The organism is Pseudooceanicola aestuariicola, assembly GCF_045763785.1.
Taxonomy (GTDB): domain Bacteria; phylum Pseudomonadota; class Alphaproteobacteria; order Rhodobacterales; family Rhodobacteraceae; genus Pseudooceanicola.
The window spans coordinates 561,347-573,520 of sequence record NZ_JBJGSF010000001.1 but is presented as its reverse complement, the minus strand read 5'-3'; the positions used below and the strand labels follow the sequence as shown (position 1 = coordinate 573,520).

Genomic DNA, 12,174 nt, shown 5'->3' with positions numbered 1-12,174 from the left:
GCTTAGTCGCTGAGGTCGGAAAACAGGTTGTCGTCTTCCAGGAAATCCAGACGGCTTTCTTCGACCGTGCCCGCATTGATGTCGCGAACCTCAACCCGGCCATCGCCATAGCCTACGATCACGCTGTCGCAGATGTCGATGAACAGGCCATTTTCCACAACGCCCGGCATCTGGTTCAACACCATGGCCAGTTGCCGGGATTCACCGATACGGTTCAGGTGCAGATCAAGGATGTAGTTGCCTTCATCCGTCACAAACGGGGTAGAGCCGTTCATGCGCAGGGTCGAATTGCGCCCCAGCACGTCCATCGAGATCAGCGTTTCTTCGACCAGCGCCTGCGTCGTCTGCCAGCCAAAGGGGATCACCTCGATCGGCAGGGGGAAGGCGCCAAGCGTATCGACCTGTTTGCCAATATCCGCGATCACGATCATCTGGTCACTGGCCGTCGCCACGATCTTTTCCTGCAACAGCGCACCGCCGCCGCCCTTGATCAGGTTCAGGCCGCCGTCAAATTCATCCGCGCCGTCGATGGTCAGGTCCAGCCACTTCGCCTCGTCCAGCGAAATCACGTCGATGCCCACCTCGCGCGCCAGTTGCGCCGTGCGGGTCGAGGTCGGGACGCCCTTGATCTTCAGCCCGTCTTCGCGGACCAGCTCTCCCAGACAGCGGACCATCCAGGCGGCGGTCGATCCCGTCCCCAACCCAACGCGCATCCCGTCTTCGACATAATCAACCGACCGTTTGGCCGCGACGAATTTCGCCTTGTCGATGGGTGACAGCTCTCCACTCATCCCAAATCCCCTGAAAACTTTGCGTCGCTTATACGCGGACCCGTCGAATAGGGCGAGGCAGAATTGATCACAGCGCCCGCGCCCCGCCATTGCGCCCGGATTTTCGCCGATATTCCAAGGATGTGAACGGCGCGCGGCGGAAATCAGCGCCGTTCTGTCGCTTTGAGCCGCGTGATCGCTTTAGAATCCGTCAGGATCGGTATAACCTCAGGCGCAGGACTTCCCCAATGTTTCTATCAGTTTTCGATGTCTTCAAGATCGGCGTTGGCCCGTCATCGTCCCACACCATGGGGCCGATGGTGGCGGCTGGCCGGTTCCTTGATCGCCTGCGCGCGGCACCGTTCACGGCCAGTGGGGTGCGCGCGACACTGCATGGATCGCTGGCCTTCACCGGCAAAGGCCATGCAACCGATCGTGCGGTGATCCTTGGGCTGGCGGGTTTCCTGCCCGATACTTTCGATGCGGATGCGGCCGAGGCGACCCTGCTGTCGATCGCCGGGTCAAAAAAGATCTCTCCGCCCGCGCTGCCCCAACTGACGTTCGATCCGCAGAAGGATCTGCGGTTCGATTATGACACCGCCCTGCCCGGCCACGCGAACGGCATGGTCATCGACGCGCTGGACGTGCAAGGCGACGTCATCCTGTCTGAAACATACTATTCCATCGGTGGCGGTTTTGTTCTGACCGCCGATGAACTGAGCGCGGGCAAGGCGCAGGACGAAGGGCCAGAGGTGCCGTTTCCGTTCAAGTCCGCCGCCGAGATGCTTGAGATGGCCAAGACCTCCGGCCTGACCATCGCGCAGATGAAGGAAAAGAACGAAGCCGCCCGGAAAACCGGACCATTGCGGCAGGGCACTTACCGCATCTGGCAGGTGATGAAGGATTGCATGGACCGCGGGCTGGCCAGCGAAGGCGTACTGCCGGGCGGGCTGAACGTGCGCCGCCGTGCGCCGGGGATCTATGCCAAGCTGATGGAAGAGCGCGGGCAGAACCTGACCGCGCCGCATGTGGTGAACGATTGGATCGGCACCTACGCCATGGCCGTGAACGAAGAAAACGCCGCCGGAGGTCAGGTTGTGACGGCCCCGACGAACGGGGCGGCTGGCGTCATGCCAGCCGTGATCCGCTATTATCTGGATCATGTTCCCGGCGCGTCAGAAACGCGCGTGCCGGAATTCTTGCTAACCGCTGCGGCCATAGCCGGTCTGGTCAAATTCAACGCCAGCATCAGCGGTGCCGAAGCGGGCTGCCAGGCCGAGGTCGGATCTGCCGCCGCTATGGCCGCCGCCGGGTTCTGCGCCGTGCAGGGCGGCACGCCCGAGCAGATCGAGAACGCCGCCGAAATCGCGTTGGAGCATCATCTGGGCATGACCTGCGATCCGGTCGCGGGTCTGGTGCAGGTGCCGTGCATCGAACGCAATTCCCTTGGCGCGATCAAAGCCGTCAGCGCGGCGTCCCTGGCGCTGCGTGGCGATGGTCAGCACTTCGTCCCGCTGGACGCGGCGATTGAGACGATGCGCCAGACCGGGCGCGATATGCACGAGAAGTATAAAGAGACGTCGCTCGGCGGGCTTGCGGTGAACGTGCCGAACTGTTGAGCAGCGCGTCACCGTCACTTCGACGTCACGCCCGTATCGTCGCCGCGCGCCATCGACCTGCGCCGCACAGGCAGTCTTGCAGCCATTCCGGCTGATCGTCGCTGGACCTATCCCCCACGCCTATGATCATGTGCAGGACGAAGAAGGCCTGCCCTATGACCCAAGACCGCCCGCTAATGGGCATCACCCTGATGCTGGGATTTTGCTTTGTCGCGCCGCTAGGCGATGCGACGGCCAAACTCTTGGGCGACGCGGCGCTGGCGCAATCGGTGTTTCAGGTCGTGGTTTTGCGTTTCGCGATGCAGGCCGTTTTTCTGATCCCGCTTGCGCTGGTGTTGGCACGGCCTTTCCGGATGAGCCGCCGGGTCACCTTTTTCGTCTTCCTTAGAACCGTGCTGCACATCGTCGGTGTCGCGACGATGTTCCTGTCGCTCAGGTTCCTGCCGCTTGCGGAAACCGTCGCCATCGCCTTCGTCATGCCCTTTATCCTGCTGTTGCTTGGCTGGTGGTTCATGGATGAGGAGGTCGGCTGGCGACGCTTGGCCGCCTGCGCCGTGGGCTTTGCGGGAACGCTGCTGGTCATCCAGCCCAGCTTTGCCGAGGTCGGCTGGCCCGCGCTATTGCCGCTTAGCGTCGCGCTCAGCTTTGCGCTTTTCATGCTGGTGACCCGGCAGATCGCGAAACAGACCGATCCGATCGCCATGCAGGGTGTCAGCGGATTGATGGCGACGGGTCTGCTGATCCCCTTCGTCGGGGTCGGCCTGACTGGCGCGGTGCCCGCACTAAGCCTCTCGGCCATCCCGTCGGACGCTTATTCGCTTTACCTGCAGCTCGGCGTGCTAGGATCGTTCGGCCATTTGCTGATGACTTGGTCGCTGCGCTTCGCGCCATCCACGACGCTGGCGCCGATGCAATATCTGGAAATCCCCTTCGCCACGCTGATCGGCTGGATCGTGTTTTCGGACCTGCCCAACGGGCTGGCCGCCATCGGTATTGCCATCACGATGGTCGCTGGTCTTTACGTCATCCTGAGAGAGCGGGCCATCGCGCGGCTGAGTGCGACAAAGCCGTTAGCAGAGGGCGGAGGGCCCGGCGCGGCAGTATAAGCAGCATCGCGGGCGCATCCATCTGCAGGCCGACTTGACCGTCCGTTACCCGGTTTGACGTCCCCACCCGCCCGTCCGGGGCAAAGTCCAGACCGTCGATCGGCCACTGCACCCCCATCGACCGCCCCGTGACCGGCGCCATGGGAAACAGCGACAACCAGTCGCCGGGCGTCAGGCTCAGGTCGATCTGCGGCGGGCACAGGCAGGTCACGTCCTCTGGTCCGATCAAAATGCAGTGACGGTCCGGGTGGCGGGTCAGAACCGACAATGTCGCCAAATGGTGGTCAATCCGCGCGCCGTGAAATCCGGCGGCAAGGATGACCGGCGCGCTGGTATTGCGCAGCGCCTTGTCGAAATCGGTCGTTTCCTGTTCATCGATCTGGTGAAGCGTCTGTGGATCCATTTGCGCGCGATCCTCGGCCCTCAGGCTGTCGAAATCCCCGATCACCGCGTCAGGCCGAACGCCCGCCGCCAAGGCCAGACGTGCGCCCCCGTCCACCGCGACCCACGCCGCGCCCGCCAATTCCGGCATGTCCTGCAAGGCCCGCACATCCGCCAAAGCGCTGTCATTATAGACGCCGCCCAAAAGGATGGCCGATTGGTCGGCGCAAACTATATGTTCATCACTCACAGGACATAAACCCGGTTACCGTCGGATTGGATTGTCTCTGATTAGGGGTCAAAGTGGACAGTTTCCATGAAATTGTCACAAAATGAGACGACCCCTTCCTTAGATTCGAACCTGTTGGGGCGCATCTTATGCCGGACAGAGGTGGAAAAAGAACATTCCCACCCAGTTGAGGCAAGTGACAAGAGGCGAGAAGTACAGTGGCTGAGTCGAACAAAATTCTTACCGTGTCCTATGGCACGTTCTCATGCACCCTCGAAGGGTTCGATGACGCTTTCACGACCATGAAAGCGATTGCAGAGTATTTCCGCGACTTGGCTGCGGATGACCGGTTCTTCGGGGCGGAACCCCCGACCCCCGATCCCGAGCTTCTGGCCCGTCTGGCCAGCCAGTCGGCCGCCCGCCGCGTCGAAGCCCGTCAAAGCGACACCGGTATCGTACTGCGCCAGGACTCCACCCTTCCGTCGCCCGACGCCGAAGACGCGATTATGTCCGACGATGACACCGTCGCCGAGGATATCGTCGATGATGAGGCCGAGGACGACGTTGCTGCTGATGCACCCGCATATGTCGCCGACGAAGACGATGTCGAGATGGCTGATGAGGCCGCTGAGGTCGAAGACGACGCCGCCGAAGTAGAGGCTGAAGACGCCACCGCCGAAGAGACCGTGGCCGAAGAACCCAAGGCCGAAGAACCCGTGGCCGAAGAGGAAGAGGTGAACGCGCAGGACGCCATCGCCGAAGCCATCGCCAAGGAATTCGCCGAACAGTCCGAAGCCAAGCCAGAGGCCGCCGCCCCCAAAGCACGCACTGTCAAAGCACGGGCAATCAGCACCTCGACCGCCCCGGCGCGCCCGGCCCCGAAGGCCCGGTCGATCACCCATACCACCGCCCGCCCTGCCCGCCCTGCAGCGCGCCCGACGTCCGACATGTCCTCCGTCGCAGCCAAGCTGCAGCGCATCCGCGACGTCGTGTCCAAGACGCAGGCGGCAGAGGCTGACTTTAGCGAAGATCAGCACGCCGAAGAGAATGCGGCCGAGGATAAAGACAAGGCTCTGGCCAATCTGTCCGACGTCGACAACACGCCGATGGACCCGGTCGCAGCGGCCCCCGCACATGTGGCCGAAGTCGAAGACGATACCGATGACGCGATGGACGACGTTGTGACCGAAGCCGACGCGCTGATGGGCAACGATGATCCGATCGTGTCCGAAAGCTGGATGTCGACAGACGACGAATATGACGCCGACGAAGACGACGATATCGACCTTAGCGCCGCACTCGCCATCGCGAACGCCCCCGATGAGGAGGCCTACGACGTGGTCGCAGACGCGGACAACGAGGATGACGCCGACGATCAGGACGACGCTGAAACCGACGCCCCCATGGTTGCCGAGGACGAGGACGATTTTGACGACGAAGACACCGCCGAGGCGCCCGCCGCACCGGTCGTGGTCGAAACGCCTGTCAAACCTGCCCGCCCGGTTGCCCGTGTACTGAAGGTCAAGCGCCGCGACTTCGAGGCCGCCGTCGATGACGGTGACATCGAAGAAGACACCGCGCCCCAGACCCCGCCCCGCGCCTATGGTGACAGCACGCTGGACCCCGAGGACGAGGCAGAGCTTCAGAATGAGCTGAAGGCGCTGGAAAACGAAATCGCCGGTCACACTGCAATCGAAGAACCCGAGGCCGATGTGGCCGAGGATGACGACGACGTCACCGCCGAGGATGACATCGCCCAGTGGGAAGAGGACGAGGCTGAGTATGAAGCCGAAGACGATGCCGCACCGGTGAACCCGCGCAGCCGTCTGATGGATCGGTCCGAAGGCGACATGGATCGCATCCTTGCGGAAACCAATAACCAGCTGGGCGACAGCGATGGCACCCGTCGCCGCAGCGCGATTGCCCACCTGCGGGCCGCCGTCGCCGCAACGAAGGCCGAAAAGCAGGCCGGTGTCGAAGCCGAGGATGACAGCCACGAAAAGGCCGACGCCTACCGCGATGATCTGGCTCAGGTCGTGCGCCCCCGTCGCCCCGCCCCGCGCGGTGACGCCCCGGCCCGCCGTGCAGATGACCGCCCGGCCCCGCTGAAATTGGTGGCCGCACAGCGCGTCGACATTCCGCAGGCCAAATCCGATGGTCCGGTCACCCCGCGCCGCGTCCGCGTCGCTGATCTGGCCAAGCAGGAAGAAGAGATTTCGGCCCGCGACATGGAGCACGATGCACAGGCCCACGCCCGTGCCTCTGCCGCCAATGCCGCCTCCTTTACCGAATTCGCGGAACGCGTCGGCGCCTACGAGCTGCCCGACATTCTCGAAGCGGCGGCCTCCTACCTGTCCTTCGTCGAAGGCCGCGAAGAATTCACCCGCCCGCAGCTGATGGGCAAAGCCCGTCAGGCGATGATGGACGAATTCTCTCGGGAAGATGGTTTGCGCCACTTTGGCCGCCTGCTGCGCGAAGGCAAACTGCGCAAGATCGCGGCGGGTCAGTTCACCGTCTCGGACCGGATCAACTTCCGCCCCGAGGAACGGATCGCAGGCTGATCCGATTGATATTTCAAGAAAAAGGCCGACGTTCGCGTCGGCCTTTTTGCTTTGTTGGATGGCACTTTCGCCACGCGGCGGATAAAGTTTCGCATAGGCCGACCCGTTGGATGCGGCATGTTGATAAGTGGATGGATTGAAATGGACTTCACGCTTGACCACGGCACGTGGCAAACGAATGCCGCCTTCCAAGCTTGGTCAGGTTTTACATCTGCAGACACAGTGCCAATCACCTTCGCTCCCGAGGGCCGGAACGATAGCCCGCTGAGCGATGCAGAGATCGGATTGATCCAAACGGCCATCAACGACCATGCCACGCAGGTCCCTGTCCTATTGGGCGCGGTGTTGGCTGCTTATCCGCAGTTTCAGCAGCATTTTCAGGATGACTACGGCCCAGAGGAAACCTTGCCCGACATCGCAACGCGCAACGAATTGTCATCTGTCATCGCGTTGCGAGAGGTGTTCGTGCACCAGCTTCAGACAGGCGGCGCGCCCTACATCGGGTTCCGTTTTCACTGCGAATGGGACCCGGAACACGGGCTGGGCGTGCTGATGCATGGCCTCCGCGTGGTGGACATGGGCGGCGCAGACACGGCGTTCCTACTGTGGATCGCCGAACAGGATTGGGACGGTAAGGGCCAGACCAAAGTCTGAACGCAAGGTCTGGCCAGCTGGCTTTAAAAGTTCGGCTTGCGCTTTTGCATGTTGGCCATGACGATTTCCTGCTGGTGCTTGCCGCCAATCAGCTTGGCCTGTTCAACAGATTCCGCCATCAGAACATCGGCCTCGGACGCGCCGCTTTCGGCCACGGCAATCAGCGCCTTCGCCAACCGCGTGCCTGACGGCGATTTGTCCGCAATGGATTTCACGATCTCTTCGGCCCGGGCGTAGGGATCGTCCGCAATCTCGGTCACGAAGCCCCAGTCCAGCCCCTTGTCCGCGCCCACGGGGTCTGCCGTGTAGGTCATCAGGCGGATCACGTCGGACCGCATCAGCGTCGGCATCAGAACCATGCCGCCCATGTCCGGCACCAGACCCCATTTCGCCTCCATCACCGCGAACTTTGCGTCGGGCGCGGCAATGCGGACATCTGCGCCCAAGGCCAGCTGGAAGCCCGCACCAAAGGCCACGCCCTGAACGACGGCGATGACGGGCACCGGCACTTCGCGCCAGACCATCGCCACCTGCTGCATCAGGTTCGACGGGCCGTGCGTCCGCGCGACGATGCGGTCTGTCTGGTCGCCGCCGCTGGCATGTTTGCCAAAGCTCGCCACATCAAGGCCTGCGCAAAAGGCGCGGCCTTCGGCAGATAGCAAAACGGCGCGGATGTCGTCGTTGGTTTTCAGCGCCTCGCCCGCCTCGACGATGGCTTCTGCCATGTCGGGATCGACGGCGTTCATCTTGTCGCCCCGCGTCAGCGTAACATAGGCGATGTGGTCGCGGATTTCGGTTGTGACTCGGGCCATGGTGTTCCTCCCCATTGCGCAGGCCTTGGCGAGCCCGCAGATTTGCGGCCACTGTGCCGTCTTGCCCACGCCATGGCCAGCCCGACATCACGTCACGAAAGCCGGGTCGATCGGCATGGGCTTGCCCCGCGGCGGCCTGCGCGGTTATCTGGCCCGCAATTCAGGGAGATATCGATGCCGCCGCGTTTCACAGACCTCGTCCAAAGCCTGCCCGCCAGTGTGCCGTTCATCGGCCCCGAAACGCTGGAGCGTCAGCGCGGTGCCGCCTTCCGCGCGCGTCTGGGCGCGAACGAAAGCGTCTTTGGCCCTTCGCCCAAGGTGCTGGATGCGATGGCACGGGCGGACGCCGAGATTTGGAAATACGGTGATTCCACCAGTCATCCGCTGCGAAAGGCGCTGGCCGCACACCATGGCGTTGCGCCGGAAAATATCGTGGTCGGCGAAGGCATCGACGGGCTCTTGGGCTATCTTGTGCGGCTGGTGGTGTCGCCGGGCGATGTGGTCGTGACCTCTGCCGGGGCCTATCCGACCTTCAACTATCACGTCACGGGCTATGGCGGCGTGCTAGAGATGTGCCCCTACAACGCCGACCGCGAAGACCTGCCGCGCCTGATTGCCAAAGCGAACGAAACGAACGCTAAGCTGGTCTATCTGGCCAACCCCGACAACCCGATGGGCGGCTATTGGACAGGGGAAGAGATCGCGGCAGCACTGGACGATCTGAACGACGGCACGCTGATGGTGCTGGACGAGGCCTACGGCGAAACCGCCCCGTCCGATGCCCGTCTGCCCCTGCCGGTCGAGGATGAGCGCGTCATCCGGATGCGCACCTTTTCAAAGGCTTACGGTATGGCCGGCGCGCGGGTGGGCTATGCCATCGGGAATGCCGACACGATCCGCGCGTTCGAAAAGATCCGCAATCACTTCGGCATGAACCGCAGCGCGCAGATCGGTGCGCTGGCCGCGTTGGAAGATCAGCAGTATCTGGCACAGGTCGTGGATCAGGTCGCTGCGTCGCGCGAAACGATTGCGGAAATCGCGCGGGATCACGGGGTGACGCCTCTGCCTTCGGCCACCAACTTTGTCGCCGTCGATCTGGGCGGGGATGGCGATCTGGCGCGAGCGATGGTCAAGGCTTTGGCCGACCGCGATGTCTTTGTGCGGATGCCCTTTGTCGCGCCCGAGGATCGCTGCATCCGGATCAGCTGTGGCGAGCCCGAGGATATGGAGGTGCTGCGCGCAGCCTTCGGTCCCGCACTTGCCGATGCGCAAGAAGCTGCCGGAGCCTGACGGCCATCACAGACGGCGGCAATTTTTTCGTGACGCAGGGGAAATGCGGCCTAAGCTTTAAACTATAGGCCCACCCCGCGCATGGATTACGCCCGTGAACGACCAAAGACGCTCTGTCCCTGATTACACCAACGCCACGCTTGTGATGGGGTTCTTCAACCTTTTGTGGATCTTCGGCGTGATCTGGGCGCTCTTTGGTTTGGTCGCCGTGATGGCCGTCAGTTGGGTGATGAACCGTGGCATCGACTGGCTGGCCAAGCGTTAAGCCTCGGCAATCACGGTGGCTGCCGCGTCCAGCGCGCCCGGCCCGATATGCGCCCCGATCGCCGTCATCCCGGCCTGAAGCGTGCCAAGCATGCCCAGCACCATATGCGCGTTCAGGTGACCCATGTGACCAATACGGAAGAAACCTTCGCCACGGGGGTCTTCTTCGGATTCCATGCCCAGACCGATACCTAGGGTTACGCCCGCGTTCTGGGCCACCCATTGCCGCAGTGCCTGCCCGTTTTTGCCCCCAAGGCCCAAGGCCGTGACAGCGTGGCTGCGCAGCTTGGGGTCGGCCACGTTCATGCGCAGCGCCCCGTTGTCCGCCCCCCAAGCCTCGCACGCAGCCCAGATGGCGCGGGCCAGCGTGGCGTGGCGGTGCCAAATCTGCTCCATCCCTTCGGCGTGGATGATGTCCAGCGACGCGCGTAGGCCGAACAGATGGTGGGTGGGCGCGGTACCGCCAAAGAACTGATAGAACGCCTCGGGGTCGATGCGCGGGGTCCAATCCCAATAGCGCGACACGCGTTTCACCGATTTGCGTGCCTCTTCAGCCTTTGGGCCCACGAACACGAAGGACAGGCCGGGCGGGACCATCAGGCCCTTCTGGCTGCCGGTCATGGCAATATCCACGCCCCAGTCGTCCATTTCGAATTCGTCACAGCCCATCGACGCGATGCAATCCGCCATCAGCAGCGCCGGGTGGCCCGCCGCATCTAGGGCCGCGCGCAGGACACGCGGATCGTTGCGCAGCGATGTGGCGGTGTCGACATGGCTGAACAGAACCGCCTTGTAGCTATGAGAGCTGTCAGCACGCAGCGCCTCTTCCAGACGGGCGCCGTCGATGCCGGTCTTCTTGCCAAAGTCCAGCCGGTCCACCTCCAGCCCCAGCCCTTCGGCCATTTCGGCCCAGCCATTGCCGAAGCGGCCCGTCACGCAGACCAGCACCCGATCACCGGGGTTGGCGATATTGGCCAGCGATGCTTCCCACGCGCCATGGCCGTTGGCGATGTAGATCGCGACCTTGCCCTTGGTGCGGGCGACGCGTTGCAGGTCGGGCACCATGCCGCGGACCATGTCGACGATATCGCCTTCATAGATGTTGGGCGCAGGCTGGTGCATTGCCTGAAGGACCGCATCGGGCATGACCGACGGGCCGGGAATGGCAAGGTAAGGGCGACCTGCGGCAAGAGACATCTGACACCTTTGGGCTGATAAGACGCTACAGGTTTAACCCCGCGGTGGGCGGCGTCAATCCGCTGCGGCGCACATCTGGCGATGCCTGCTCTGCGCGTCGCGCAAATGTTGACAACTTGTGCCCTGCGGGGTGTGCTTGGTCCGGGCAGGACAAGGGTTCGGGTAGATGAAGAAGGTATTGGTGATCGGCGCCGGGCCGACCGGATTGGCCGTTGGTGCCTGTCTGAAACAGGTGGGGGCCGAGCCGGTCATTCTTGAGCGCGCGGACCAAGTAGGCTCTAGCTGGCGGGGCCATTACGACAGCCTTCATCTGCACACGATCCGGGGGCGATCTGGCCTGCCGGGTCTGCCCTTTCCGGAAAGTGCTGGCAAATACCCGTCCCGCGACGCGGTCATCGCCTATCTTGAGGATTATGCCGAACACCATGGTCTGCGGCCCATGTTCGGATGCGAGGTCACGTCGATCCGCCGCCATGGCTCCACCTGGTATGTGACGCACAGCCAAGGACAGGAAGAGGCCAGTGCTGTCGTCATGGCGACCAGCCTGAACGGCACCCCCCGCATCCCTGACTGGCCCGGCCAGTTCGACGGGCCGATCCTGCATTCGACCGCCTACAAGAACGCCGCGTCGTTCAAGGGGCAATCCGTGGTCGTCGTGGGCTTTGGCAACTCTGGCGGGGATATTGCGCTGGATCTGGCGCGGTCCGGGGCCAAGGTGACGATGTCTGTCCGGGGGCCGGTGCAGATCCTGCCGAAAGAATTGTTCGGCGTGCCCATCACGTCGTTCGGGCTGATGGCGAAGCTTTTTGGCCCGCGCGTGGCTGACAAGCTGACCGCGCCGGTCCTGAGGGCCAAAGTGGGGCGGCCCGAAGATTACGGGCTGCAACGTTATCACAAGGGCCCGGCCACCATGGTGGCCGAGGATGGGCGCGTTCCGATGATCGATGTCGGGGCGCTCGGTGCTATTAAGGACGGGGCGATCAAGGTCATGCCGGGGATCGACCGGCTGAACGGGGCAGAGGTCACCTTTGCCAATGGTGACCGGGTTGCGGCAGACGCGATCATCGCGGCCACGGGATATACCGCCGACCTGCGCGCCCTGCTGGGGGACGACTGCGCCGCGCTGGACGACGCAGGCGCGCCCAAGGTCAGCGGCGGGCCGTCGGGCGTTCCGGGCCTGTATTTCTGTTCCTACCGCGCGTCGTCGTCCGGTCAACTTAGCGCCAGCGGGCAAGAGGCGCAGGTTATCGCCTCACTCCTTGCGCCGACGCTGCCCGATCTGGACTGACGC

11 protein-coding genes are annotated in these 12,174 nt (G+C 63.2%); 7 read left to right on the top strand and 4 right to left on the bottom strand.

All coding sequences use genetic code 11. From position 1 onward, the window contains the following. Positions 1 to 2: 2 nt before the first annotated feature. On the bottom strand, positions 3 to 791 hold the full coding sequence (rpiA, locus tag ACI3GR_RS02645; protein ID WP_407492388.1) for a ribose-5-phosphate isomerase RpiA: 789 nt from the start codon (positions 789 to 791) through the stop codon (positions 3 to 5). A 227-nt stretch (positions 792 to 1,018) separates the two neighbouring features. Between rpiA and ACI3GR_RS02640 the strand changes: the two genes are divergently transcribed. Then, on the top strand, positions 1,019 to 2,389 hold the full coding sequence (locus tag ACI3GR_RS02640; protein ID WP_407492387.1) for an L-serine ammonia-lyase: 1,371 nt from the start codon (positions 1,019 to 1,021) through the stop codon (positions 2,387 to 2,389). Between the two features lie 155 nt (positions 2,390 to 2,544). Further along, positions 2,545 to 3,495 carry a DMT family transporter gene (locus ACI3GR_RS02635; RefSeq protein WP_407492385.1) on the top strand — a complete coding sequence of 317 codons (951 nt, stop codon included), beginning with the start codon at positions 2,545 to 2,547 and terminating at the stop codon, positions 3,493 to 3,495. On the opposite strand, the gene ACI3GR_RS02630 is transcribed toward ACI3GR_RS02635, so the two are convergent. Then, positions 3,413 to 4,126 carry a thiamine diphosphokinase gene (locus ACI3GR_RS02630; RefSeq protein ID WP_407492384.1) on the bottom strand — a complete coding sequence of 238 codons (714 nt, stop codon included), beginning with the start codon at positions 4,124 to 4,126 and terminating at the stop codon, positions 3,413 to 3,415. The two genes, ACI3GR_RS02635 and ACI3GR_RS02630, sit on opposite strands and share 83 nt — an antisense overlap. A 197-nt stretch (positions 4,127 to 4,323) precedes the next feature. Between ACI3GR_RS02630 and ACI3GR_RS02625 the strand changes: the two genes are divergently transcribed. Together ACI3GR_RS02625 and ACI3GR_RS02620 are read left to right on the top strand one after the other, a co-directional pair. Continuing rightward, the gene (locus ACI3GR_RS02625) at positions 4,324 to 6,666 is read left to right on the top strand and encodes a hypothetical protein (RefSeq protein ID WP_407492382.1); all 2,343 of its coding nucleotides are present in this window, start codon (positions 4,324 to 4,326) and stop codon (positions 6,664 to 6,666) included. A 141-nt stretch (positions 6,667 to 6,807) separates the two neighbouring features. Next, positions 6,808 to 7,320, top strand: coding sequence for a DUF6985 domain-containing protein (locus tag ACI3GR_RS02620; RefSeq protein ID WP_407492380.1), 513 nt, complete (start codon positions 6,808 to 6,810; stop codon positions 7,318 to 7,320). 23 nt (positions 7,321 to 7,343) lie between these two features. Here the strand turns inward: ACI3GR_RS02620 and ACI3GR_RS02615 are convergent, their stop codons facing one another. Then, positions 7,344 to 8,132 carry a crotonase/enoyl-CoA hydratase family protein gene (locus ACI3GR_RS02615; protein ID WP_407492379.1) on the bottom strand — a complete coding sequence of 263 codons (789 nt, stop codon included), beginning with the start codon at positions 8,130 to 8,132 and terminating at the stop codon, positions 7,344 to 7,346. 174 nt (positions 8,133 to 8,306) lie between these two features. On the opposite strand from ACI3GR_RS02615, the gene ACI3GR_RS02610 reads away from it, so the two are divergent. Both ACI3GR_RS02610 and ACI3GR_RS02605 read left to right on the top strand, forming a co-directional pair. Beyond that, positions 8,307 to 9,422 (top strand): pyridoxal phosphate-dependent aminotransferase, encoded by a 1,116-nt coding sequence (locus ACI3GR_RS02610; RefSeq protein ID WP_407492377.1) that lies wholly within the window; start codon positions 8,307 to 8,309, stop codon positions 9,420 to 9,422. 94 nt (positions 9,423 to 9,516) lie between these two features. Then, positions 9,517 to 9,687: a hypothetical protein gene (locus ACI3GR_RS02605; RefSeq protein WP_407492376.1), complete on the top strand. Its 171-nt coding sequence runs from the start codon at positions 9,517 to 9,519 to the stop codon at positions 9,685 to 9,687. Here ACI3GR_RS02605 and ACI3GR_RS02600 read toward each other — a convergent pair. After that, positions 9,684 to 10,883 (bottom strand): pyridoxal-phosphate-dependent aminotransferase family protein, encoded by a 1,200-nt coding sequence (locus ACI3GR_RS02600; protein ID WP_407492375.1) that lies wholly within the window; start codon positions 10,881 to 10,883, stop codon positions 9,684 to 9,686. The two genes, ACI3GR_RS02605 and ACI3GR_RS02600, sit on opposite strands and share 4 nt — an antisense overlap. A 166-nt stretch (positions 10,884 to 11,049) precedes the next feature. Here ACI3GR_RS02600 and ACI3GR_RS02595 point away from each other — a divergent pair, with 166 nt between their 5' ends. Continuing rightward, the gene (locus ACI3GR_RS02595) at positions 11,050 to 12,171 is read left to right on the top strand and encodes a flavin-containing monooxygenase (protein WP_407492374.1); all 1,122 of its coding nucleotides are present in this window, start codon (positions 11,050 to 11,052) and stop codon (positions 12,169 to 12,171) included. Positions 12,172 to 12,174 lie beyond the last annotated feature (3 nt).